The following is a 23153-nucleotide window of genomic DNA, read 5'->3' as shown; positions in this document are numbered from 1 at the left end:
GCGGATGGCTGGGATCATTTTAAATATCGTTCGCAGCCTTCGGCAGCGCCTACAGAGGACGTGTGCCCCGTTCATTGAGGGCGAGTTCCTACAGCGAGGGTGTTATCACTTCATGTCGATAATGACTTGCTCGTTCCACTTCTTCGGCAGGGACTTGGAGGTTTTTTCCCAAGCGTCCGCGTCTTTGATTGGCGTCACTTTCTTGTATTGCTCGTTCGGCAGCAGTTTGGCCTGCACGTCAGCTGGCAAGGTCAGGTGATCGGCACGGATCGGACGTGCGTTGCCACGGGCCAGGTTGGTTTGACCCGCATCGCTGAAGATGTATTCCCGCGCCAGTTTGGCCGCGTTCGGGTGCTTGGCGTATTTGTTGATGATGGTGGTGTAGCCCGAAATCACCGAACCGTCAGACGGGATCAGCACGATGTAATCGTCTTTGTTGACCATCTTGTCGCGATAGCTCAGGCCGTTGAAGTCCCAGACGACGCCGACTTCGATTTCGCCTTTTTCCATGGTGGCAATGGTCGGGTTAGCCAGTGACAAACGACCTTCTTTAGCCAGTTTGTTGAACATCAACAGGGCTGGCTCGATGTTTTTCTCATCGCCACCGTTGGCAATGGCTGCAGCCAGTACGCCGTTGGCAGCCTGAGCGGCGGTGCTGACGTCACCGATAGAGACTTTGTATTTGCCTTTCGCCAGGTCAGCCCAGCTTGTCGGGGCGTCGGAGCCGTGCAGCAGCTTTTTGTTGATGATGAAAGCGATGGTGCCGGTGTAGGCCAATGCCCAGTTGCCATCTTTGTCTTTAGCCCAATCCGGGACCTGAGCCCAGGTGCTTGGCTTGTACGGCTGGGTAACGCCCTGTTTTACAGCGATAGGGCCGAAGGCTGCACCAACATCGCCGATATCCGCACTGGCATTGTCTTTTTCAGCGGCGAATTTGGCGACTTCCTGAGCCGAGCTCATGTCGGTGTCGATGTGCTTCAGGCCATAGGTCTTGGCCAGGTCTTCCCACGTGCCTTTCCAGTTGGCCCAATCGTCGGGCATGCCGACGCTATTCACCGCACCCTCCGCTTTGGCTGCGGCCTCCAGGGTTTGCAAATCGGTATCAGCGGCCATGGCTGCGGTGCACAGTGCAATGGTCGAACCTAACAGTGATGCCAGGAAAAGATGTTTCATCCGAAGCTCCTATGGGCGTTTTAACGCTACGTTTTTATCGACGGTAATGCGGGTGGGTTGGTCTAGGTCAGCAATACCTGAGCCAATTTAGGCCATGTGCATGACACTTTAATGTCGGCATCAGTCCTGCAAGGGATTTGCTCAGGGTACGGCCGGTCATGCCCAGTAAGCGTAGACCATTGCTAACCTGTTGATATTTATTTGGTTAATGTTTTTTATGTGCAGCCTATGTAGCTCCAATAAGCGGCCTTGTCATCTATCAGTCATGTACCTTGACTACGCTGGTGTAAGGTCACTGGGGCATTATTCAAGCTCGGCTCCGCCCAATAACTGCGCTGGACTAGTCCAGATAGGTAACGTTGATGCGTGACGATGCACCAAAAGCGGTGACAGCCATCAGTCTGGCCCTTCAGGAACAGATCGAACACGGCCTGTTGCCGCCCAGCAGCAAACTGCCCGCCGAGCGCAAACTCAGCGAGCTTTTCAACACCACGCGCATTACTGTGCGCGAAGCATTGTTGCAATTGGAAGCTCAGGGGTTGGTGTACCGCGAGGAGCGACGTGGCTGGTTTATCTCACCGCCGCGGCTGGCCTATGACCTGATGCGCCGCAGCCATTTTCACGCCATGGTCAGCGCCCAGGGGCGAGTCGCTGAAACCCTGGTCATCTCAGCGCGTTTGCAGCCCGCCTCGGCGCTGATCTGCGGTTTGCTGCAACTGCCAGCATTGTCCAGCGTAGTCCAGATCTGCCGCGCCCGGCGCATCGACCAGCGCCTGGTGCTGTACGTCGAGCATTACCTCAATCCGGAGTATTTTCCCGGGATAGTCGATTTCGATCTGAATCAGTCGCTGACTGAGTTGTATGCCAGTCATTACGCGATTCGTTATGGGAAGGTTCGCTTTGAAATGGTCCCGACGGCGTTGCAGGTGGACGCCGCGGCTGCCCTGAAAGTCTCCCTAGGCAGCCCGGGCTTGCGTATCGAACGGGTGAACTACGATCAGCAAGGGCGCTTGATCGATTGCGATATCGAGTATTGGCGGCATGACGCGATACACGTGAGTGCGGTAGTGGAGGGTTGAAAGCTTCCCGAATGAATCCGGTCCCACAGGTTTATTTTTCCGTTTTGGTCACACTGCCTGCCACCGCATTCATCTGCACGCTCAATCGCGGCGTTGCCAAGTCCATTCCGGCTTCGTCCAGATGCCGCTTCAGCGACAAGTTGAAAGCACGGGATACTTCCCATTGCTTGATCGGCGCCGTCTTGAAGCGAGCCCGCAACACCGCGCTGCCTGACTCGAAACTCTCGACCCCTTGAATCTCCAGCGGCGACCAGATATTGCGTCGTTCCAATGGATCGGCGCGCATCTTCTGCCCGACTTCACGAACCATTTTGATTGCGTCATCAATGTGCACGTTGAACGGGATCGCGATGCGAAATATTGCGTAACCGAATTCCCGCGAATAGTTCTTGATGCTTTTGATTTCGCTGAACGGAATCGTATGTACGATGCCGTCGATATCTCGCAGGCGTACGGTGCGGATGGTCAGCCCTTCGACAGTGCCCAAGTGACCGCCGACGTCCACGTAGTCGTCGATGGCCAGGGAGTCTTCGATAATGATAAACAGGCCGGTAATCAAGTCGGCCACCAATGATTGTGCGCCGAAGCCGATGGCCAGACCGATCACGCCGGCACCGGCCAGTAATGGCGTCACGTTCATGCCCATATTCGCCAGCGCGACGATCAGCGCGATGATGAAAATCGCCACGAACAGTACGTTACGAATCAGCGGCATCATGGTTTGTGCGCGGGCATTGGCCAAGCCTTTGCGCGAGCGAGTCAACGCGTGGTGCACGGCGGTGTCGCTGAGAATCCATATCAGCCAGGCAAACAGCAGCGTGGCGGCCAGACTGAAGATTTTGACCACGATTTCGTGGCCCTCGCCCTCGGCGAAGCGGATCAGCGACATTCCCCAGACGCGCAGCCCCAGCTCGATGAACAGTACCCATACGGCCAAATGCGCCAAGGTGTAGAAAAAATTCTTCAGCCGCTCTGAATACAGCGCATGGCGTTTGTGTCCGTGATGCGGCTTCAATGCATGGCGACGAACCAGGCCATTGATAACCATGCACAGCACCAGCAACACGGTGCAGATCAACGCTTGACGCAAGGCAGTGCTGGTATCGCCAGCCGAAAAAAACGTTGCAAACAATGACACCCCGACCAGAACCAGCGCCGGCACGTACCAGTAGGTGCCGAGAATTTCGATGGTGTCGCTCAAGGCGCGACGGGTCAGGCGGCGTGACAGTGGCTGGTTGCGGATCAAATGCGCAATGGGCCGACGGAAGCGCAGGATAAACAATCCAGTGGAGAACGCTGCCATGACGTTGGCGAACGTGGCTGCGGTGTGGGCAAGGTGTTCGCCCAGGCTGGCAATCAAGCGCGGATCGCTGAGTGCTTCGCCAAAGGCGGCAAAGCTGCCAATCGTCCACAGCGGGCGAAACGCTTGATGACGCAGGATATACAGCGCGCGGTGGCGATGAGGGCCGTCCAGCAGCGAAAAAGCAATCACGCACACCGCCGAAAACAGCGTGCCGACCACCAACGCGTAAGCCAACACCATGGCCAGGTCCTTACCCAGTGAAGACGGCAGGGAATAGCTCAGGTACACGGTGATGATCAGCGCTATTAGCCAGGGTCCGAGCTTACGCAGGGCGAATCGCAACATGTCCCAGAGACGCGGGTGTTGTGGCAGTTCTTCCGACAAACCATAACGAACTCGGACCCGGTGGCTGAACCAAATCAAGCCGGCCGCCAGCAGCCCCCAGATCAGAATGACCAATGCGAAGCCAAAAATGACCGGTAGCCATTGATCGGCTGGAGGCGTCAACGCCACCAGCTCTATTCCCGCCAGGGTCAATTCTTCAGACCACCGGCTGGCCGGGCTGTCGTCGCCAGAAAATTGCTTTTCGAAACTGCTCAACGTACTGCCGATCAAACCTAGCACGCCCTCTTCGGCGGGCGGTTGGGCTTTTCGGGTGGTGTCGCGAAGTTTTTTCAGGTCGTCGAGCAGCTTGCTCCGTTGCTGGTCATTTTCCAGGGTCTTGATCACGTCGTCCAAGGACTGTCCCAGCGGCTCTTGCGCTTGCGGCTGAGTTTTTGACGAACCCGCAAGAATGCCCGGCAGGCTCACCGCTTGGGCTGCGGCGATGGGCAGCTGCGCCAGGATAAAAATCAGGAATACACGGAAAAAAGCAGGCACTGGGCAGTGAACCTCAAGGCAAAATCGAATTTCCTGTAGTAGCCAACGTGTTGGCGAAGACCGTGACGAGGTCTGCTTGAACAATCGCCTCGCCAACACGTTGGCTACTACAGGGGGCTACGGTTACGGCAAATCATGGCTCGCATAGAAAGCATTGAGTACTTTCACCAAGTGCGCCAAGTCATGGCTACCCGCCAGTTCACGAATCGAATGCATGGCGAAAGTCGGCAGACCAATGTCCACGGTGCGCACGCCTAAATGGCTGGCGGTGATTGGGCCGATGGTCGAACCGCAGGCCATGTCGCTGCGCACTACAAAGCTTTGCACCGGGACTTCTTCGGCCATGCACAGATGACGGAAAAACCCCGCGGTCTCGCTGCTGGTGGCGTAGCGCTGGTTGCTGTTGACCTTGATCACGGGGCCAGCGTTGAGTTTCGGGCCATGGTTGGCGTCGTGCTTGTCGGCATAGTTTGGGTGCACGCCATGGGCGTTGTCGGCCGAGACCAGCAACGACCTCTGGATGGTGCGCACATAGTCTTCGCCATCAGGAAGTAGCCGTTGGAGAATCTGCTCAAGCATTGGACCGTCTGCGCCGCAAGTCGATGACGAGCCTACTTCTTCGTGATCGGTACAGACCAACAGGCACGTCTCGTCGGTTTCGGCGGTCAGCAACGCTTGTAAACCAGCGAAGCACGACAGCAGGTTATCCAGGCGTGCCCCAGCGATAAAATCCCCGTGCAGCCCGACAATCGCGGCGCTCTGAGTGTCGTAGAAGCTCAGCTCGTAGTCCAGCACCACATCGGCGTTCAGGCCGTGTTCCCGGGCCAGTTGATCCGTCAGCAACGCACGAAAATCCACGCGTTCATCACCGGCAACCTGCGCCAGAATCGGCGGCAGTTCGTTCTGGGCATTGATTGCCCAGCCTTCATTGGCGGTTCGATTAAGGTGGATCGCCAGGTTCGGGATGACAGCAATGGGCAGCTTGAAATCGATCAACTGGCTTTCGACCTTGCCGTCGCGACGGAAGGTTACGCGACCGGCCAGGGACAGGTCGCGGTCGAACCACGGGGCAAGCAGTGCGCCGCCATAGACTTCGACGCCTAATTGCCAAAAACCCTGACGTTGCAATTCGGGCTGCGGCTTGACCCGCAAGCACGGGCTGTCGGTATGGGCGCCCACCAGACGAATGCCGCCCATCAGCGGCGAAAGACGACCTAGCCTGAACGCGACAATCGACGAGTCGTTGCGGGTGACGAAGTAACGCCCGCCTGCTTCGGTGTGCCAGGTATCACGTTCATCAAGACGCAGATAGCCGGCCGCTTCCAGCCGTTGGACGAGGCTGGCGGTGGCATGAAAGGGGGTGGGCGAGGCCTTGAGAAAGTCGATCAGGCCTTGGTTTAACTCTTCGCGCATAAATGACTCCAGACAGCAATGGCGCGAGTTTACCGTATTGGCCTGCGTCGTGTGGTCACATGCTGGATTTTGTGTGGGATGTGCTGGCGCTTTTTCCGCCCGAAAACAAAGCCGTAGGAGTTGCCGAAGGCTGCGATAAGGTCCGAAGGACCTTCATGCCATCACCATTAACGGCTGCCTCGCAGCCAATCGCAGCCTTCGGCAGCTCCTACACAAGAGAAATACCCAGGCTTTTAAAACGGCGCAGGGCACTCAAAACGCAGGCGTTCGCCAGTTTGCGGATGGGTGAAGCTGAGCATGCTGGCATGCAGGCACAGGCGTGGAAATGCCGCCAGCGCTTGTTCGTGTGCGTACAAGCCGTCGCCCAGCAACGGATGACCGATAGACAACATGTGCACGCGTAATTGATGGGAGCGCCCGGTTATCGGCGTCAGCTCAACCCGGCAATAATCGCCGCTGCGCTGCAAAACCTTCCAATAGGTCAGTGCGTTTTTGCCGAACGCGTGATCAACCACGTGGCGAGGTTTGGTCGGGGGGTCGTAACGCAAGGGTAAATCAATGCTGCCGCTGTCCGGTTCCGGTTGGCCCCAGCACAGCGCCGTGTAGGCCTTTTCTGTTTCCCGGTCATGAAACTGCCGCGACAGCTCACGATGGGTGTCGGCATCCCGGGCCAGCAGAATGATGCCTGAGGTTTCCCAATCCAGACGATGGACAATCCGGGCCTCGGGGTAGCCGTTTTCCTGCAGGCGGGTAATCAGGCAATCCTTATTGTCATCGGCACGGCCGGGGACGGATAGCAGCAGGGTCGGCTTATCGACCACCAGAACGCCAGCGTCCTGGTGAATGATGCGGATGTTCGACAACGGCATGTGCAACGAACCTCGAAACGCTAGAAACGCCAACGGCGGTATGTCACACCTCATGACTCAGAAGGTGCGAAATACCGCCGCGGGCACCCGCCTGATCAGCGATCTGGCAGGGTGATGTTGAGTTCCAGAATTGAACAACTGCCCTGACTTTCCAGGGCGACTTGCACTTGATCGGACTCGATATTGACGTATTTGCGGATCACTTCCACCAGCTCTTTCTGCAGCGCTGGCAGATAATCCGGGGTGCTGCGTTGGCCGCGTTCATGCGCCACGATAATCTGTAGACGCTCTTTCGCTACCGAAGCTGTGCTTTCCTTTTTACGGTCACGAAAGAAGTCAAAAATATTCATTCACGGCCTCCAAAGACTCGCTGAAACCAGCTCTTTTTCTGGATATCAATAAACCGATGGGCCACTTCTTTGCCCAGCAAACGGTCTACTGCATCGCTGTACGCCTGACCGGCATCGCTTTGGTCATCAAGAATGACCGGGATGCCCTGGTTAGAAGCCTTCAATACCGCTTGCGACTCAGGAATCACGCCCAACAAGCGGATGGCGAGGATTTCTTCAACGTCTTCAACGCCGAGCATTTCACCTTTGGTGACGCGCTCAGGGTTGTAACGGGTCAGTAGCAAGTGTTCCTTGATAGGCTCTTCGCCTTTCTCGGCACGACGGGACTTGCTTGCCAGCAGGCCAAGCATACGGTCCGAGTCACGGACCGACGACACTTCCGGGTTGGTCACGACAATGGCTTCGTCGGCGAAATACATCGCCAGGTGTGCGCCTTTTTCGATACCCGCCGGAGAATCGCAGACCACGTATTCAAACGTGTCCTTCAATTCCATCAGGATTTTTTCAACGCCCTCTACGGTCAGAGCGTCCTTGTCGCGGGTCTGGCTGGCTGCCAGCACGTAAAGATTTTCCAGGCGTTTGTCTTTGATCAGGGCCTGGGTGAGTGTCGCTTCGCCGTTTACCACGTTGACGAAGTCGTACACCACGCGGCGTTCACAGCCCATGATCAAATCGAGGTTACGCAAGCCGACATCGAAGTCGACAATTACTGTTCTGTGGCCGCGCAAAGCGAGACCGGTACCGATAGCGGCGCTGGTGGTGGTCTTGCCCACACCACCCTTGCCGGATGTAACCACGAGAATCTTGGCCAAGGTGTTTCACCCCTAGAGGAAAAGGACAGTTAGTCCCTGAATGGCATCCCCTGAAGCCGCTATAGCGAACATTGCTGAAAAACCTCAAGTTCCAGATCAGGCATAACCCGCCAGATAACACTGGTTTTCTCGATTTTCAACGTGCTTTGCTACGATTTTGCGACAAATCAGAGATGCTTTAAAAAAGCGGCAGTATCCGTTAAAGACGGGTGATGTTCAACACGTCACCGGACAAGCTGACCTGTACCCCGCTACCCCACAGTGGATCTCTGCGCAAATCCTCGGAAACCTTGTATTGCCCAGCGATGGAGACAAGTTCGGCGCCGAGTTGCTGGCAGAAAATTCGCGCCGTGGTGTCACCTTTAATGCCGGCCAGCGCTCTACCGCGCATTGGGCCATACACATGGATGTTGCCATCGGCCAGAAGTTCCGCACCGGGGCTGACGGGGGCAATCACCACCAGGTCGCAACCCTGTGCATAAATCTGCATTCCGCCGCGCACTGGCGAGGTCACGATCCTGGTTGGCTTGATGGTTGGCTCCGGCGGCTTTTTCTTGGCCGCTTCACCTTCGGCAGGCTCTAACGGACGTTCTCGCGCACCCGACGGCGGCAGCACCGGAAGGTCAATGGCGATAGCCGCAGCAATGTCTTCGATACGATTGGCACGGATCGCCAACGTACGCAGGCCATGCTGACGGCACACGCGCATCAGGCCAGGCAAATCTACCGCACCTTCGCCCGCTGGCAACTTGTCCAGGGCCAGCACCAAGGGGGTATTGCTGAAAAAATTCGGGGCCAGGGCGACCTTTGCCGCCAGTTGGCGATCAAGGGCTTCGAGGTTGTTTCGGGCCAGCTCAAGCACCGTGATGGCGAGCATGCTGCCCTTCAACTGGAATACTGGATCCTGGTCTTGCAATTCGATTTGGCTCATGGTCGGCATAAAACAGCTTGTCGCTAAAAGTGCCGAGACTTATAACGAGAACGCTCGCGAGCCGCAAGCCAAGCCGAACGATGTAGAATGCGTGGCCATTGTCTTGACGGAAGCTTTAATGGATCGTCCGCGTTTTCGAGCTCGTTTTCTTCATCCACGTTTCTGGCCCCTGTGGCTGGGCCTGGGCTTGCTCTGGCTGGTTGTTCAGTTACCGTTTCGGGTGCTTGTGGCCATTGGCCGTGTGCTTGGGCTGGTGATGTATCGATTCGCTGATGACCGTCGACGCATCGCCGGGCGCAATCTGGAACTGTGTTTTCCGCACCTGTCATCCGACGAACGTAAACGGTTATTGAAGGAAAACTTCGCGTCGACCGGCGTCGCTTTCTTCGAAATGGCCATGAGTTGGTGGTGGTCCCGCGATCGTCTGGCGCGGCTGTCGCACATCGAAGGGCTGCAGCACTTGAAGCAAGCGCAGTTGGACGGCAAGGGCGTGATTCTGATGGCGCTGCATTTCACTACATTGGAAATTGGTGCGGCGTTGCTGGGCCAACAGCACACCATCGATGGCATGTACCGCGAACACGACAACCCGCTGTTTGATTACATTCAGCGCCGTGGCCGTGAGCGGCATAATCTCGATTCCCTGGCCGTAGAGCGTGAAGATGTGCGCGGCATGTTCAAGGTTCTGCGAGCCGGGCGCGCCATCTGGTATGCGCCAGATCAGGACTACGGTGCCAAACAGAGCGTGTTTGTGCCGTTCTTTGGAATTCCGGCTGCCACCGTCACCGCCACCAGCAAATTCGCCAAGCTGGGCCGGGCGCTGGTGATTCCGTTTACTCAGCAACGGCTGGATGATGGCAGCGGCTATCGGCTGGTGATTCATCCGCCATTTAGTAATTTCCCAGGGGAAAGCGACGAGGTTGATTGCCTGCGCATCAACCAGTTTGTCGAAAGGGCTGTATTGGAGTGTCCGGCCCAGTATTTATGGGCACATCGGCGCTTTAAAAGTCGACCGCCGGGAGAGCCGAAGCTGTATAAGAAGCGTGATCTTCAAAAGAAAGGCTAAGAATAAAAAATGCCGACACGCGTTGCAGAACAAACCGCTATTCCTGCCACCGAGTTCGTCGGTGCCAGTGCTGTCAGCAGCGCTGCCGAGCCGATTACCGGGCTCATTCTGTCTGGCGGTGGAGCCAGGGCGGCGTATCAGGTCGGCGTACTCGCCGGAATTGCCGAGTTGCTGCCAGCCGGCGCACCGAACCCGTTTCCGGTGATTGTCGGTACGTCGGCCGGCGCGATCAATGCGGTCAAACTGGCCAGTGGAGCCGCGCATTTTCGCACGGCCATTCATCAGTTGGTCGAATTCTGGCAGGGCTTTCGTAGCCATCAGGTGCTGCGCAGCGACTGGCGCGGGGTGATTGGTCAGGCCAGTCGCTTTGTTGGTCACAGCTTGTTAGGTATCGGTTCGCAAGTGCCCGTCGCGTTGCTCAACAGTTCTCCGCTGCGTGATTTGCTCAACGAGCGTCTTGATCTGGACGGCATTGATCAGGCGATTGCAAAGAAGCACCTGCGCGCAGTGGCGGTGACGGCCTTCGGCTATGAGTCGGGGCAGGCGGTCACGTTTTATCAGGGCAAAGGCACGATTGATTCCTGGCTGCGCCATCGCCGGATTGGATTGCCGACCCAATTGACGGTAGAGCATCTGCTGGCCAGTTCGGCGATTCCTCTGCTGTTTGCTCCCGTTAAAATCGACCAGGAATTTTTTGGTGACGGTGCCGTGCGGCAATCCGCGCCGATCAGTCCGGCACTGCACCTGGGAGCGAATCGGGTGCTAGTGGTAGGGGTCAGCGGCAACCCGCGTGGCGTTGAAGCCAATAACCCTGTGCAACGAGTGATGGTGGGCGCGCAACCCACTTTGGCGCAAATTGGCGGCCACATGCTCAATAGCACCTTCATCGACAGCCTTGAAAGCGACATTGAATTGCTCGAGCGGCTTAATTTGCTGAGCCATCTACTGCCAGGGGAACAGCCGGCACGGACGTTGGGCTTGGCGCCGGTCGAAGTTCTGGTGATTTCCCCCAGCCAACCCATTGATGAAATCGCTGCTCGTCATCGGCACGAATTGCCGCCTGCGCTGCGGATGTTTCTGCGCGGCCCCGGTGCGACTAAAACCAGCGGTGCCGGTGTGCTGAGCTATTTGCTGTTCGAGGCGGGGTATTGTAGCGAATTGATCGAACTGGGCCGCCGTGACGCCTTGGCCCAGCGTGATCAACTGAAGAAGTTTTTGCGGTTGGGGTAATGGCTGGATGGTTCCCAAGAACTGGAGGGGACTGCCTCTGTAGGAGCTGCCGAAGGCTGCGAAAAGGTCGGAACGACCTTCAGCGGTTTCTGGAAAGCGACCGGTTCCCGGTCGAATCGCAGCCTTCGGCAGCTCTTACAGTTATGTGGAGTTCGGTCGAAACCGCTTACGCAGTCAATTTGTCATCCCTGAAGTCCCGCAATGCCTGTTCAATTTCTTCCCGGGTATTCATGACAAAAGGTCCGTATTGCACGATCGGTTCCCGCAGCGGTTTGCCGGCGATTAACAACACCTTCGCCCCTGACGCGCTGTGCAGCTGCAGGTCGCCTTCCTCGGACAATCGCGCCATACGGCTGGTGCCAATGGCTTGAGCCTGGCCAGCCAGCTCAACGGTGCCTTCATACACATACACAAACACCCGGTGTCCTTGGGGAATGCGTGGGCTGATGCTGGAACCTGCCGGCATGTGCATATCGAAATAAAACGGTTCAGTGTCTGGACGTTGCACGGCTCCTGGGTGTTGTACCTGGCCGTCGTCGAACGTGCCGGCCATCACCGTGACGTTCACGCCTGCTTCAGTGGTCAGCTTCGGAACGTTTTCCGGCTGAATATCCTGATAGCTGGCCGGGCCGAGTTTGGTCTTGCCGGGCAGATTGACCCACAGCTGAAAACCACGCATCGCGCCTTCTTCCTGCTCTGGCATCTCGCTGTGGATAATGCCCCGCGCAGCGGTCATCCACTGCACACCGCCGCCTTGCAGCAACCCGACATTGCCCATGTGATCTTCATGGCGCATGCGGCCTTCGATCATATAAGTCACGGTTTCAAAACCACGGTGCGGGTGCGATGGAAAGCCGGCGATATAGTCGTCAGCCGTGTCTGAGCCGAACTCGTCCAGCATCAGGAACGGGTCGAACAGCTCTGCGCTCTGCCCGCCAAATACACGGGTCAACTTGACGCCAGCGCCATCGGACGTCGGTTGGCCGGTATGAATCGCCAGCACCTTGCGAAATTGAGTCATCACGGCAACTCCTGATCAAGTGGGAATGGCCGACATGCTATGCCGAATGGGCCGATCGATGGATGGGTTTTTTGCGAAGGATTGATCGGGTTTGTTGATGGGTTGGACGATAGCCGCCCTGCCAGATTCTGAACCTACAGGGGTATTGGCCCCGTACTCAGTGGCGAACGTGTTCGCCAAGGAAACACCGCGGTGTGGCTGGCACACCGCGCTGGGCTTACGAGTTGCTTACTCGGCAATCTGCAACTTGCGCGCTTCTGTGTATACGTAACGCACTTTCTCGTATTCGAACGGCGAGTTCAGCGAGCCGTAACGGAAGGTGGTGACGTAACGTCTGTCGATGGCCCGCAGCAGGTAGATTTCCGGGTGGTCTTCGCTGACCTGAGACACGTTGAGGAAGTTGATCTGCGATTCGGCAGTGAAGTCGAATACCAGGCCTCCGGTGTCACGCAGGTTTGAAGGGCCCAGTAATGGGAGCACCAGATACGGTCCGTTAGGCACGCCGTAGAAGCCCAGGGTCTGACCGAAGTCCTCGCTTTGGCGCGGCAAGCCCATCGCTGTGGCAGGGTCCCACAATCCGGCGATACCAATGGTGGTGTTGAGCAGCAGGCGACCCGTGGTTTGCAACGAGCGCTGGCCTTTGAACTGGAACAGGCTGTTCAGCAAGTTGGAAATGTCGCCCAAGTTGCCGAAAAAGTTACTGACACCGGTGCGCAGGAAACTCGGGGTGATGTATTTGTAGCCATTCACCACCGGCAAGAACACCCACTCATCAAAGCGATAGTTGAAGTGATAAACCCTGCGGTTCCACGACTCAATCGGATCATAAACGTTGAGGGCGTTCAGGGAGGCCCGTTCAAATTCAGTCTGGTCCATGCCCGGGTTGAACTTGAGTGACTTCAACGGCTCGGTGAAGCCGTCCGGGTCAGAGGCTCTGGCAACCGTGGCAGGATGAGTAGCCGGGGTGACATCAGCCGCGTTAGCAATGCCTGCACACAGCAGGGCAGCGATGAACAAAAGACGTTTAGCCACGGAAGAACTCCAGCATGGCGTCGCTGTTGACGCGGTAATTAAGGTTGCCGCAATGGCCGCCGTACGGGTAAACGGTCAAACGGTCGCCGAAGGTCTTGCGCAGGAAGCCGAGGTCGCCAGCACCCAGGATCACATCATCGGCATTGTGCATGACCGAGATTTTCGGGCTGTTATGCAGGTAGTCCTTCAGGGCATACAAACTGACCTGATCCACCAGTTGCAGCAGGCTGCCCCCGTCAGTCCGGGCACGCCACATAGGGATAACCTGATTGGTCAGGTAACAATCGAAATCACATTGCAACGCACGCTTCAGGAACGGCGTCAGGCTGGTGCCTTCGGTGATCGGGTACTTTGGCGGGGTGATCAACCCGCGGCGGTTGATCAGATCCGATGTGAAAGCGATGTCTGCCGCCGAGAAGCGGAACGAGGTGCCAATCAGCATCGCCATCTGCTCGTTGGTCAAATGCTCCTTGGATTGCTGGAAGTCGAACAGCAACGCATCGTTAAGGTCGATGTAGCCTTTCTGCTTGAAGTAACGGGTCAACTTGGCCAACACCAGTTCATAGAACGTGGTGCTGTTGTTGATGCCTTTAACTTCGGTCTGCACCAGCTTGTCGAGGTTACTGATGGAAGTGTAGAGGTTGACCGGTGGGTTAAGCAGCAGCACGCGCTTGAAGTTGAAACTTTTGCGGGTTTCGTCCAGTTGGCTGACGAATGCTGCGTCCAGCGCACCCAGGCTGTAACCGCTCAGGTAATAGTCGGTAATTTGTAAATCCGATTGTTGCGCCCGAACGGCTTGCATCACGCGGTACAGGTCCTCGGCGTCTTCCTTGGTCACACCCGGTGTGGCGAACCGAGAAGCGGCGCTCATGAAGTCGAAACTGGTGGGCGACGACAGTTGCACGACGTTATAGCCGGCGCCGTAATACAGCCTTTTCAGAAATTCGTTGATCGTGCTGTTGTACGGAGCACCGGTACCCGCTATCAGGAAGATCAATGGGGCAGGGTGGTCCTGTTTGGCCAGACGGTAGCGCAGTTTTTTTACGGCCCAGAAGTTATCTGGCAGGGTGAATTGACGTTCAGGGCGAAGGTTGAGCGTGTAGTCCGCCTGGCTGATGTCCGCATCTGCTGGAACCTTCGGTTGCAGGGCCAGCGGGGTTGAGGCGATGGTCGCTTCAAACGGGTTCGTCAAAGGGTAGCCATAGGTGGCGGGGTCAACATCGACCGCCAAGGCAGACGCACTTAAAACGAGGCCACCCATAAAGGCAGCGAAGCGCAGAAAACGGGGCATGACTAGATCCCTTAGGAAAGTGCAGGATGAGATACGCAGGCTATGACCACGGGTGTAGTGCCAAAGTGCCGCACTTGCAAGGAAGCGCCCAATAATAGTCAAGAAGATACACGGTCTGCCCACGGGATAGACAGTGCGCGTGGTCTAAAACTAAGTCGGCGTCTTGCATACCGCCGTCGGGCGATTATGCTGAGCGCCGTTCTGCGTTCGTTCGCTGATTTTCTGGAGTGTTGCATGTCCCGCCGTTTGCCCTTGATTGTATTGCTCGTCGTTCTGCCGCTGTGGCTCGCTGCCAGTTATGGCGTACGTTATTGGTTGATGGAAGACGCCCGCTGGGTAGGGATTTGCGCCAACGAAGCGCTTGATTGGCAATGCGAGGCTCGTTCAAGCCTTGGGCTGATGATTCACTACGGCACCATGGGCTGGGCGGCATTGATAACATCTGTTGTGGCGTTTTGCGTACCGGGGCGGGCGGGGTGGGCAGTGGCGGTTTTGGCGATGTTGTTGGGGATTCCGGCATTGGCTTTGTACAGCGCGAGTCTGGCGGTGTTTGCGGTGGTGATTGCAGGGTTGAGGTTGGTGCGGGCAAATCCACAGCAATCCAACCTCTGAACCACTGTAGGAGCCAACGTGTTGGCGAGACGGTATGTCAGGTACATAGCTTCGCCAACACGTTGGCCCCTACAAGAAAAATGCAGGTTCTTAAACCCCAGACAGCACTGAGGGGAGCCTGGGCTCCCCTCTAATAGTGTTGCGTGCTCTATTTTTATTATTATAGGGCGGCCTGTTTTTGTTTTTGGCGACCATTCCCTTACTGCAGTTCGTGTGATCCCCATTCAGGATCAAGAGCAAACGTATTTTTTTGAGCGCTGACCTGCTTTCATCACTAGGGTGATCCAACCAGTTCGGGAGCTACCTGAGGGTAGTTTTATTGTTCTCTGCCCGGTTGTGGGATCGAAATCCCGATAAAGCACTTCCACTCCAAAAAAATCTGTTAGCTACGCCTCTGTCCGTGTTGTTCTTGTTATGTCAGAGCCGATACGTATTGTTTTTATTGTGTGTTGCTTTGTTTTTTGTTTTTGTTATGCAAGAGAGATAGCAGAAGCCGTGCCAACTTTATAAATTTCTTACAAATCAACATCTTAAAAACTAACGGATGAAATCTGTCACTCAATTCAACCAGTATTTGTTTCCGTGTTACACGGTTGGCACCGGCCTTTGTGGGGCCGGTAACACAATTTTCACATACGCACGTTACGCACGCGCAAGCAGCGCCAGAGTGCCGCGGCAGTGAGCAGGCTGACCAGCGCCCAGCCCCAGGCTTGCTGGCTGTGCAGGCCTTCCTGAAACATCTGCGGCGCGATGCCAGCGCCGATGATGAAGGTCAGCAGGGCGATTTCCCGGCGAGGAACCCGCACGGGGCGCAACAGGTAGAACACCGCTGGCAGTAACAGCGTCGGTGTCGGGAAGCTGCGGTAACGGGCGTCAAACACCAGGGCCAGCATCATCACGGCAGCGACGAAGCCGGTGGCCGCTACCCACCAACCTGCCCGGGCTTCGAACCAACCGAATGCACGGCCGCGCCAACCTTGTCTGGCCGACAAGGCCAGCGCCCCATGGGCCAGCACCAACACGTTCAGACCGACTAATAACGCCGCCCAGACCCATTCCCCTGCAAATCGCGTAGTGACCCGTGCCAACTCGCCCCATGTGCCGATGCAACACGCGCCCAATGCCGCCAGCAACGGCAAGACCAACGCTGCGCGGACAGTCGGTACTCGGCCGGCCAGCGCCAGGGTCAGTACGAACAACACGCCGCTGAACGACAGCCAGAACGGCCAATACGCCAAGTTAGACACAGGCCCTTCGAGCACGCCCTTCTCGTGGCGATCGGCATCAAACAAACCCCAATAACCGCCGACAGCGCCTTCAGCCGCTCGTTTCCACGGCTGATCGAAGGCTTCGATCAAGTTGTAATGCCAGCCGTTTTGCTCAGCCATCGCTACGAAACCACGAATAAAACGTGCCTCGTTAGCCCTGCTGGGAACAGCGGTTTCCCGCTGACGGCCTTCGCTTGGCCAGCCCGTTTCGCCAATCATGATGTCTTTAGGGGCAAAGCGTTTACCAAAGATCTCGCGCACTTGCTCTACATGCTGCAACGCATCGTCGATACCGCGCGGGTCGTCTTCCCAATAAGGCAGCAAGTGGATCGTCAGGAAATCCACCACCGGCGCGACTTCAGGGTATTGCAGCCAGAAATCCCAGACGTCGGCGTAGGTCACAGGTTGCTTGACCTGGCTTTTGACTTCCAGGATCAGCTTGGCCAATTGCGCGCCGGTTATTTCTTTGCGCAGCAGGGTTTCGTTGCCGACGATCACCGCCGTCACCACGTCCGGGTTGGCATTCGCCGACGCAATCAACGCTTTGATTTCCTGGGCGGTGTCCACCGGACTGGCATTGACCCAGGCGCCGATCATCAGCTTCAGGCCATGTTTGCGCGCCAGTGCAGGGATGCCTTCCAGCCCGGTCATGGAATACGTGCGAATGCACTGAAAGCGCGTGGCGAGCAGTGCCAGATCGGCGTCCATTCGTTCCGGCCGCAGTTTGAACGGTTGATCGAATGGGGATTGGTCCTTGTCGAACGGCGTATACGACGCGCACTGCAGTTTATGCGTAGGAGTGGCGGCGTCCGGCAGGATCACCGGTTTACCCAAACCGTACCAAAAACCACACATGGCGAGTACGGCGAGCAAGCAAGCGAGTAAATAAGGTACAACGGGGAAGCGGAAAATTGCAGGCATGATCGGGCCGAAATGGGGCGAAGGCCGGCATGTTACCTGCATTTACTCTGGCGCTGGAGCAGCGCTTGTATCCGCTATAGAAGCTTTACGCCAATTGCCATGCAAGGTTCGGGCGGACCCGACCATTTATTTGCGTCGGTTTGTCGTTAGTAGCATGGTGATGTCGTTTCTCGCTGTCTTGAGGTCGCTAGCAGAGCAGGAGCGTTCCCGACGCAGGTTGATCATCAATGCGCCAGCACGCTGCTGCCCTAGGTAGCTGCGAACAGGTGAGGCGTGAAGGGCGGCAGCGCTCCAAAACCGGGCATGAACAGCGGTCCCTTAAAAAACGTTAAAGATGCCCGACACTCGTCGGGTGCAGCATTTGGGGAAGTAACGATGAAGATGCATAGAATCCTTGGCGCAGGTGCCGCTCTGGCACTGGCGATCAGTTCCACCCTGGCTTTTGCAGATGCTAAACCCGAGCTGTCCATCGGCTATGTTGACGGCTGGTCCGACAGCGTTGCGACCACTAACGTAGCCGCCCAGGTGATCGAGCAAAAGCTCGGTTATCCAGTCAAACTCCAAGCGGTTGCTACCGGCATCATGTGGCAAGGTGTTGCTACCGGTAAACTCGACGCCATGCTCTCGGCCTGGCTGCCAGTGACCCACGGCGAATACTGGACGAAGAACAAGGACCTGGTTGTCGACTACGGTCCTAACTTCAAGGACGCAAAAATCGGGCTTATCGTTCCTGAGTACGTCAAAGCCAACAGCATTGCCGACCTGAAGACCGACACTAGCTTCAAGAACAAAATCGTCGGTATCGACGCCGGTTCAGGCGTGATGCTCAAGACCGATCAGGCGATCAAAGACTACGACCTGACGGGTTACAAACTGCAGGCCAGCTCTGGCGCAGCCATGATTTCCGAACTGACCCGTGCGGAAAACAAGCAAGAATCCATCGCCGTCACCGGTTGGGTTCCGCACTGGATGTTCGCCAAGTGGAAACTGAAGTTCCTGGAAGATCCAAAAGGCGTTTATGGCGCAGCCGAGACTGTTGACAGCGTCGGTAGCCTGGGCCTTGAGAAGAAAGCGCCTGAAGTGGCCGCTTTCCTGAAAAAATTCCAATGGGCCTCCAAGGATGAAATCGGCGAAGTCATGCTCGCGATCCAGGACGGCGCCAAGCCTGAAGCGGCTGCCAAGGACTGGGTTGCCAAGCACCCGGACCGCGTTGCTGAGTGGACCAAGTAATCCGCTGAAACGCGTCTAGACCGCACCTCTCAAGGCCATCGGGCATCATTGCCCGGTGGCCTTTTGCTTTCATCGTGCTTTTGCTGGCACTAATCCCTTCCGGGATTCCCTCCGCACACTAAGCTTGGTACATGCACCCGGTACTTCAACGACCGCTGTCTTTCTAATACTAAGGTCGTCTGGAGTGCAGGCTAGAGCAGACTAAAGTGCAATGCGTTACATCTCATCTGTGCTGAGGATAAAAATAATGAACGACAGCATTTACCTCTCGATTCAAAACAGCCCGCTTTTTAAAGAGCTGGTTGCGAAGAGAGAACGTTTCGCCTGGATACTCTCGGCGATCATGCTCGGGCTTTACGCCGCCTTCATCTTTCTGATTGCTTATGGGCCGCATGTACTCGGGGCAAAACTTAGCCCTGAATCATCGATCACCTGGGGAATTCCCATCGGTGTGGGGCTGATTCTTTCAGCGTTCGTCTTGACTGCGATCTACGTATACCGTGCCAACGGTGAGTTCGACGACCTGAACAAGGCAATTCTCAAGGAGGCTCAGCAATGATCCGGCGTCTACTAACGGCCCTTGGCCTGGCAGTATTCGCACCGAGCCTGTGGGCGGCCGAGGCCCTCACCGGAGCAGTGCATAAACAACCGTTGAACGTGTCGGCGATCATCATGTTCGTCCTGTTCGTCGGTATCACCCTGTGCATCACTTACTGGGCGTCCAAACGCACCAAGTCGGCGGCAGACTACTACGCGGCCGGCGGCAAAATCACCGGTTTGCAAAACGGCCTGGCAATCGCTGGCGACTATATGTCGGCAGCCTCCTTCCTGGGTATTTCCGCACTGGTATACACCTCCGGTTACGATGGTTTGATTTACTCCATCGGCTTCCTGGTGGGCTGGCCGATCATTTTGTTTCTGATCGCCGAACGCCTGCGCAACCTGGGTAAGTACACGTTTGCTGACGTGGCGTCGTATCGCCTCAAGCAAAAAGAAATTCGGACCCTGTCTGCCTGCGGTTCGCTGGTGGTTGTAGCGTTCTATCTGATCGCGCAAATGGTTGGTGCCGGCAAACTGATCCAGTTGCTGTTCGGTCTCGACTACTACGTTGCGGTGATCCTGGTCGGCATCCTGATGTGCATGTACGTACTGTTTGGCGGCATGTTGGCCACCACATGGGTACAGATCATCAAAGCAGTGCTGCTGCTGTCCGGCGCAACGTTCATGGCGATCATGGTCATGAAACACGTCAACTTCGATTTCAACACGCTGTTCTCCGAGGCGACCAAAGTTCACCCTAAAGGTGAAGCGATCATGAGCCCTGGCGGACTGGTGAAAGACCCGATCTCGGCCTTCTCGCTGGGCTTGGCGTTGATGTTCGGTACGGCTGGCCTGCCACACATTCTGATGCGCTTCTTCACCGTGAGCGACGCTAAAGAAGCGCGTAAGTCGGTGCTCTACGCAACAGGGTTTATTGGTTACTTCTACATCCTGACCTTCATCATCGGCTTTGGCGCGATCGTGCTGGTCAGCACCAACCCGGCCTTTAAAGACGCTGCAGGCGCGCTGTTGGGCGGTAATAACATGGCAGCGGTGCACCTGGCCGACGCGGTCGGTGGCAGTCTGTTCCTGGGTTTCATCTCGGCAGTGGCGTTCGCCACCATCCTGGCGGTGGTTGCGGGCCTGACCCTGGCCGGTGCTTCGGCGGTGTCCCACGACCTGTACGCCAGCGTGATCAAAGAAGGCAAAGCTAACGAGAAAGATGAGATTCGGGTATCGAAGATCACCACTATCGTCCTTGCTATTGTGGCGATTGCCCTGGGCATTCTGTTCGAAAACCAGAACATCGCGTTCATGGTCGGCCTGGCATTCTCCATCGCGGCAAGTTGTAACTTCCCGGTACTGCTGCTTTCCATGTACTGGAAAAACCTGACCACCCGTGGCGCCATGATTGGCGGCTGGATGGGCTTGATAACGGCGGTTGGCCTGATGATCCTTGGCCCAACCATCTGGGTGCAAATCCTGCACCACGCTACGCCAATCTTCCCGTACGAATACCCGGCGCTGTTCTCCATCGCCGTGGCCTTCGTCGGTATCTGGTTCTTCTCGATTACTGATAAGTCGAAAGCGGCAGAGGGCGAACGTGCCTTGTTCCTCCCGCAGTTTGTACGCTCGCAGACTGGCCTCGGCGCGTCCGGTGCGGTGTCTCACTAATACGCCGTGATGCACATGAAAAAGCAGCCCTAGGGCTGCTTTTTTTCTGTCTAATTTCAACGGCGGGTTTGACTCTTGAAACGCTAGATTCGGCCAAGCAATACCAATATCAACAGGATCACCAGAATAGTACCGATGATGCCCGATGGTCCGTAGCCCCAGCTTCTGGAGTGCGGGAATACTGGCAGGCCGCCAACTAGCAAGATGATCAGGATGATGATAAGAATAGTGCCGATGCCCATGATGAGTTCCTTCTTTTCTTTGGATGGCTTCAACAGATTCCACGCCTGACGCTCAATGCGTGCAGTGTGTACTGCTTAAATAGTCCGACTCCAGCCGTTTTAAAAAAGTCCGTAGTCTCAACGTAAAATTTAAACGAGCGTGAAATATGCTTTATCGGGTCGCCGCCGATGCTGTGGTGTTCATGCATCTTTTATTCATTGTCTTCGTTGTGCTTGGCGGGCTGCTGATCATTCGCTGGCGCTGGTTGATGGTATTGCATCTGCCTGCGGTCCTCTGGGGCGCAGTGGTTGAGTTCTTTCACCTGTATTGCCCGCTCACGCCGCTGGAAAACAGCCTGCGATGGCGAGCGGGTGAACGGGGTTACAGTGGTGATTTCATCGAGCATTACTTGATCCCATTGATTTACCCGGCGGGGCTGACGCCACAGACTCAATGGTGGCTGGGTGCTGTGGTGGTTCTGGTCAACGTCGGGGTCTATGGCGGGTTGTTGAGAGGTTATCTGATTAAGCGCAAGGCCTTATAGTCTGCGGGTTTGTCCTTGGCATTCAGCATTTTGATGGTAGGGCTCGGCAGCGATATCCTTCGCTACACTGCGGCTCATCTTCTCCAGAACAACAAGGCATTCCCCTATGCAAAATCGCATGATGGTCACCGGTGCCGGATCGGGCCTGGGTCGTGAAATCGCCCTGCGTTGGGCCCGCGAAGGCTGGCAATTGGCATTATCGGATGTCAACGAATCCGGCCTGCAAGAAACCCTGAAGCTGGTGCGCGAGGCGGGCGGCGACGGTTTCGTTCAACGCTGCGATGTGCGTGATTACAGCCAACTGACGGCTTTCGCCCAGGCATGCGAGGAAAAGTTTGGCGGTATTGATGTGATCGTCAATAACGCCGGGGTTGCTTCCGGGGGTTTTTTTGCAGAGTTGTCGCTGGAAGATTGGGACTGGCAGATCGCGATTAACCTGATGGGCGTGGTCAAGGGCTGCAAGGCGTTTTTGCCGATGCTTGAATCGAGCAAAGGCAAAATCATCAACATCGCCTCCATGGCAGCTCTGATGCAAGGTCCTGCCATGAGCAATTACAACGTGGCCAAAGCCGGCGTGGTGGCGTTGTCAGAAAGCCTGCTGATCGAGCTGCGCCATCAAGAGGTCAGTGTGCACGTGGTGTGCCCGTCGTTTTTCCAGACCAATTTGCTCGACTCCTTCCGTGGCCCAACCCCGGCGATGAAAGCTCAGGTCGGCAAATTGTTGGAGAGTTCACCCATCAGTGCCGGCGACATTGCCAACTACATTTTTGAACACGTGGCCCAAGGCGAATTCATGATTTTGCCCCATGAGCAAGGGCGCATGGCTTGGCAGCTGAAGCAGAAAAATCCGCAAATGCTGTATGACGAAATGGCGTCGATGTCCGACAAAATGCGGGCAAAGTTGTAAAGCCACGATCATGTCAGTTACCGCGGATTTCTTGCTCTAACCCGCCCATCTCGCTAGGGTTACCGCCACTTAACCCAGCGAGATTCTGCCGTGCTCAATTACCTTTGGTTCTTCCTCGCCGCGTTATTTGAGATCGCCGGCTGTTACGCGTTCTGGATGTGGCTGCGCCTGGGAAAAAGCATGCTATGGGTCATTCCCGCGTTGCTCAGCCTGACCCTGTTTGCCTTGCTGCTGACTCGGGTTGAAGCCACATACGCCGGCCGTGCCTACGCCGCGTATGGCGGAATCTATATTGTTGCGTCCATCGGCTGGTTGGGTTTGATCGAACGGGTCCGGCCGCTGAATTCTGACTGGCTGGGCGCCGCATTGTGCGTCATCGGCGCCAGCATCATCTTGTTCGGTCCGCGATTCTCCCAATCCTGACCGATGTTTTTAGCCAATATAGGGCGATTCCGTAGGAACTCTCCGGTGAGGTTGAAGGGCATAACTGATTTGCCATCAGTGCATTGAAGGGGACGATTTAGCAGGGCAATCTGCGTTCTTTTGTAACAAAGAGGGCAGACAAATGCTTGTATTGACTCGGGAGGTCGGAGAGACCTTTTCCATCGGCGACAACATCACCGTGCAGGTTCTCGGCGTGAACGGCAAACAGGTTCGGCTTGGCATCAACGCGCCAAAAGACGTCAAAATCAACCGTGCCGAGGTCTACCAGCGGATACTCAAGCTTATGGCAACGCCCATAAAAACCCCGGTCTTGTGACGATAGCTGGGCGTTTTTTTGCGTGT

23 protein-coding genes are annotated in these 23153 nt (G+C 56.2%); 11 read left to right on the top strand and 12 right to left on the bottom strand.

The window, feature by feature from the left end:
- Positions 1-105: 105 nt before the first annotated feature.
- A complete protein-coding gene (locus JWR17_RS15630) occupies positions 106-1173 on the bottom strand; it encodes an ABC transporter substrate-binding protein (protein ID WP_299832834.1) in 1068 nt (355 codons plus the stop codon).
- Positions 1174-1535: 362 nt separating this feature from the next.
- Between JWR17_RS15630 and JWR17_RS15625 the strand changes: the two genes are divergently transcribed.
- Positions 1536-2252: a UTRA domain-containing protein gene (locus JWR17_RS15625; protein ID WP_299832833.1), complete on the top strand. Its 717-nt coding sequence runs from the start codon at positions 1536-1538 to the stop codon at positions 2250-2252.
- 31 nt (positions 2253-2283) lie between these two features.
- On the opposite strand, the gene JWR17_RS15620 is transcribed toward JWR17_RS15625, so the two are convergent.
- The 6 genes from JWR17_RS15620 to minC form a co-directional block, all read right to left on the bottom strand.
- Entirely contained in the window at positions 2284-4434 is a 2151-nt protein-coding gene (locus JWR17_RS15620) for a mechanosensitive ion channel domain-containing protein (protein ID WP_299832832.1), read from the bottom strand.
- 123 nt (positions 4435-4557) lie between these two features.
- Positions 4558-5847 (bottom strand): M18 family aminopeptidase, encoded by a 1290-nt coding sequence (locus tag JWR17_RS15615; protein ID WP_299832831.1) that lies wholly within the window; start codon positions 5845-5847, stop codon positions 4558-4560.
- A gap of 233 nt (positions 5848-6080) precedes the next feature.
- Positions 6081-6716 carry an RluA family pseudouridine synthase gene (locus JWR17_RS15610; RefSeq protein ID WP_299832830.1) on the bottom strand — a complete coding sequence of 212 codons (636 nt, stop codon included), beginning with the start codon at positions 6714-6716 and terminating at the stop codon, positions 6081-6083.
- Positions 6717-6811: 95 nt separating this feature from the next.
- A complete protein-coding gene (gene minE / locus JWR17_RS15605; RefSeq protein WP_002552653.1) occupies positions 6812-7066 on the bottom strand; it encodes a cell division topological specificity factor MinE in 255 nt (84 codons plus the stop codon).
- Entirely contained in the window at positions 7063-7878 is an 816-nt protein-coding gene (minD, locus tag JWR17_RS15600) for a septum site-determining protein MinD (protein WP_299832828.1), read from the bottom strand. The genes minE and minD overlap by 4 nt, the downstream gene beginning before the upstream one ends.
- A 199-nt stretch (positions 7879-8077) precedes the next feature.
- The gene (gene minC, locus JWR17_RS15595) at positions 8078-8809 is read right to left on the bottom strand and encodes a septum site-determining protein MinC (RefSeq protein WP_299832827.1); all 732 of its coding nucleotides are present in this window, start codon (positions 8807-8809) and stop codon (positions 8078-8080) included.
- 118 nt (positions 8810-8927) lie between these two features.
- On the opposite strand from minC, the gene JWR17_RS15590 reads away from it, so the two are divergent.
- Both JWR17_RS15590 and JWR17_RS15585 read left to right on the top strand, forming a co-directional pair.
- Positions 8928-9875, top strand: a complete 948-nt coding sequence (locus JWR17_RS15590) for a lipid A biosynthesis lauroyl acyltransferase (RefSeq protein WP_299832826.1) — start codon at positions 8928-8930, stop codon at positions 9873-9875.
- Positions 9876-9884: 9 nt separating this feature from the next.
- On the top strand, positions 9885-11105 hold the full coding sequence (locus tag JWR17_RS15585) for a patatin-like phospholipase family protein (RefSeq protein WP_299832825.1): 1221 nt from the start codon (positions 9885-9887) through the stop codon (positions 11103-11105).
- Between the two features lie 166 nt (positions 11106-11271).
- Here the strand turns inward: JWR17_RS15585 and JWR17_RS15580 are convergent, their stop codons facing one another.
- The 3 genes from JWR17_RS15580 to JWR17_RS15570 all read right to left on the bottom strand — a co-directional run bounded on the left by JWR17_RS15580 (position 11272) and on the right by JWR17_RS15570 (position 14449).
- Positions 11272-12126, bottom strand: a complete 855-nt coding sequence (locus JWR17_RS15580; protein ID WP_299832824.1) for a pirin family protein — start codon at positions 12124-12126, stop codon at positions 11272-11274.
- Positions 12127-12354: 228 nt separating this feature from the next.
- Positions 12355-13158 carry a VacJ family lipoprotein gene (locus JWR17_RS15575; RefSeq protein WP_299832823.1) on the bottom strand — a complete coding sequence of 268 codons (804 nt, stop codon included), beginning with the start codon at positions 13156-13158 and terminating at the stop codon, positions 12355-12357.
- On the bottom strand, positions 13151-14449 hold the full coding sequence (locus JWR17_RS15570; protein WP_299832822.1) for a serine/threonine protein kinase: 1299 nt from the start codon (positions 14447-14449) through the stop codon (positions 13151-13153). Before JWR17_RS15570 ends, JWR17_RS15575 begins: the two co-directional genes overlap by 8 nt.
- A gap of 234 nt (positions 14450-14683) precedes the next feature.
- On the opposite strand from JWR17_RS15570, the gene JWR17_RS15565 reads away from it, so the two are divergent.
- A complete protein-coding gene (locus tag JWR17_RS15565; protein WP_299832821.1) occupies positions 14684-15061 on the top strand; it encodes a hypothetical protein in 378 nt (125 codons plus the stop codon).
- Between the two features lie 629 nt (positions 15062-15690).
- Here JWR17_RS15565 and JWR17_RS15560 read toward each other — a convergent pair.
- The gene (locus JWR17_RS15560; protein ID WP_299832820.1) at positions 15691-17250 is read right to left on the bottom strand and encodes a glycosyl hydrolase family 17 protein; all 1560 of its coding nucleotides are present in this window, start codon (positions 17248-17250) and stop codon (positions 15691-15693) included.
- Positions 17251-17625: 375 nt separating this feature from the next.
- On the opposite strand from JWR17_RS15560, the gene JWR17_RS15555 reads away from it, so the two are divergent.
- From JWR17_RS15555 to JWR17_RS15545, 3 genes are all read left to right on the top strand, one after another.
- Complete coding sequence (locus JWR17_RS15555; RefSeq protein WP_299832819.1) at positions 17626-18480, top strand: glycine betaine ABC transporter substrate-binding protein; 855 nt, start codon at positions 17626-17628, stop codon at positions 18478-18480.
- Between the two features lie 247 nt (positions 18481-18727).
- A complete protein-coding gene (locus JWR17_RS15550) occupies positions 18728-19039 on the top strand; it encodes a DUF485 domain-containing protein (RefSeq protein ID WP_299832818.1) in 312 nt (103 codons plus the stop codon).
- Positions 19036-20694 (top strand): cation acetate symporter, encoded by a 1659-nt coding sequence (locus JWR17_RS15545; protein WP_299832817.1) that lies wholly within the window; start codon positions 19036-19038, stop codon positions 20692-20694. The genes JWR17_RS15550 and JWR17_RS15545 overlap by 4 nt, the downstream gene beginning before the upstream one ends.
- Positions 20695-20777: 83 nt before the next feature.
- Here JWR17_RS15545 and JWR17_RS15540 read toward each other — a convergent pair whose 3' ends face one another.
- Positions 20778-20936, bottom strand: a complete 159-nt coding sequence (locus tag JWR17_RS15540; RefSeq protein WP_297841942.1) for a DUF3309 family protein — start codon at positions 20934-20936, stop codon at positions 20778-20780.
- A gap of 146 nt (positions 20937-21082) precedes the next feature.
- On the opposite strand from JWR17_RS15540, the gene JWR17_RS15535 reads away from it, so the two are divergent.
- The 4 genes from JWR17_RS15535 to csrA all read left to right on the top strand — a co-directional run bounded on the left by JWR17_RS15535 (position 21083) and on the right by csrA (position 23127).
- The gene (locus tag JWR17_RS15535) at positions 21083-21460 is read left to right on the top strand and encodes a DUF2784 domain-containing protein (RefSeq protein ID WP_299832816.1); all 378 of its coding nucleotides are present in this window, start codon (positions 21083-21085) and stop codon (positions 21458-21460) included.
- Between the two features lie 106 nt (positions 21461-21566).
- A complete protein-coding gene (locus JWR17_RS15530) occupies positions 21567-22367 on the top strand; it encodes an SDR family oxidoreductase (protein WP_299832815.1) in 801 nt (266 codons plus the stop codon).
- Between the two features lie 90 nt (positions 22368-22457).
- On the top strand, positions 22458-22790 hold the full coding sequence (locus tag JWR17_RS15525; RefSeq protein WP_299832814.1) for a YnfA family protein: 333 nt from the start codon (positions 22458-22460) through the stop codon (positions 22788-22790).
- 142 nt (positions 22791-22932) lie between these two features.
- The gene (gene csrA, locus JWR17_RS15520; protein ID WP_299832813.1) at positions 22933-23127 is read left to right on the top strand and encodes a carbon storage regulator CsrA; all 195 of its coding nucleotides are present in this window, start codon (positions 22933-22935) and stop codon (positions 23125-23127) included.
- The last annotated feature ends 26 nt before the right edge of the window (positions 23128-23153 follow it).

The sequence above is a fragment of the Pseudomonas sp. genome (genome assembly GCF_028293835.1).
Taxonomy (GTDB): domain Bacteria; phylum Pseudomonadota; class Gammaproteobacteria; order Pseudomonadales; family Pseudomonadaceae; genus Aquipseudomonas.
Note: the sequence above shows the minus strand (reverse complement) of the source record. Positions and strands in the feature narration are given on the sequence as shown.

Coding starts and splice junctions, on each gene's coding strand:
- JWR17_RS15630 (WP_299832834.1), bottom strand. CDS start 1,173: ATGAAACATCTTTTCCTGGCATCACTGTTAGGTTCGACCATTGCACTG.
- JWR17_RS15625 (WP_299832833.1), top strand. CDS start 1,536: ATGCGTGACGATGCACCAAAAGCGGTGACAGCCATCAGTCTGGCCCTT.
- JWR17_RS15615 (WP_299832831.1), bottom strand. CDS start 5,847: ATGCGCGAAGAGTTAAACCAAGGCCTGATCGACTTTCTCAAGGCCTCG.
- JWR17_RS15610 (WP_299832830.1), bottom strand. CDS start 6,716: ATGCCGTTGTCGAACATCCGCATCATTCACCAGGACGCTGGCGTTCTG.
- minE (WP_002552653.1), bottom strand. CDS start 7,066: ATGAATATTTTTGACTTCTTTCGTGACCGTAAAAAGGAAAGCACAGCT.
- minC (WP_299832827.1), bottom strand. CDS start 8,809: ATGAGCCAAATCGAATTGCAAGACCAGGATCCAGTATTCCAGTTGAAG.
- JWR17_RS15590 (WP_299832826.1), top strand. CDS start 8,928: ATGGATCGTCCGCGTTTTCGAGCTCGTTTTCTTCATCCACGTTTCTGG.
- JWR17_RS15585 (WP_299832825.1), top strand. CDS start 9,885: ATGCCGACACGCGTTGCAGAACAAACCGCTATTCCTGCCACCGAGTTC.
- JWR17_RS15580 (WP_299832824.1), bottom strand. CDS start 12,126: ATGACTCAATTTCGCAAGGTGCTGGCGATTCATACCGGCCAACCGACG.
- JWR17_RS15570 (WP_299832822.1), bottom strand. CDS start 14,449: ATGCCCCGTTTTCTGCGCTTCGCTGCCTTTATGGGTGGCCTCGTTTTA.
- JWR17_RS15565 (WP_299832821.1), top strand. CDS start 14,684: ATGTCCCGCCGTTTGCCCTTGATTGTATTGCTCGTCGTTCTGCCGCTG.
- JWR17_RS15560 (WP_299832820.1), bottom strand. CDS start 17,250: ATGCCTGCAATTTTCCGCTTCCCCGTTGTACCTTATTTACTCGCTTGC.
- JWR17_RS15555 (WP_299832819.1), top strand. CDS start 17,626: ATGAAGATGCATAGAATCCTTGGCGCAGGTGCCGCTCTGGCACTGGCG.
- JWR17_RS15550 (WP_299832818.1), top strand. CDS start 18,728: ATGAACGACAGCATTTACCTCTCGATTCAAAACAGCCCGCTTTTTAAA.
- JWR17_RS15545 (WP_299832817.1), top strand. CDS start 19,036: ATGATCCGGCGTCTACTAACGGCCCTTGGCCTGGCAGTATTCGCACCG.
- JWR17_RS15540 (WP_297841942.1), bottom strand. CDS start 20,936: ATGGGCATCGGCACTATTCTTATCATCATCCTGATCATCTTGCTAGTT.
- JWR17_RS15535 (WP_299832816.1), top strand. CDS start 21,083: ATGCTTTATCGGGTCGCCGCCGATGCTGTGGTGTTCATGCATCTTTTA.
- JWR17_RS15530 (WP_299832815.1), top strand. CDS start 21,567: ATGCAAAATCGCATGATGGTCACCGGTGCCGGATCGGGCCTGGGTCGT.
- csrA (WP_299832813.1), top strand. CDS start 22,933: ATGCTTGTATTGACTCGGGAGGTCGGAGAGACCTTTTCCATCGGCGAC.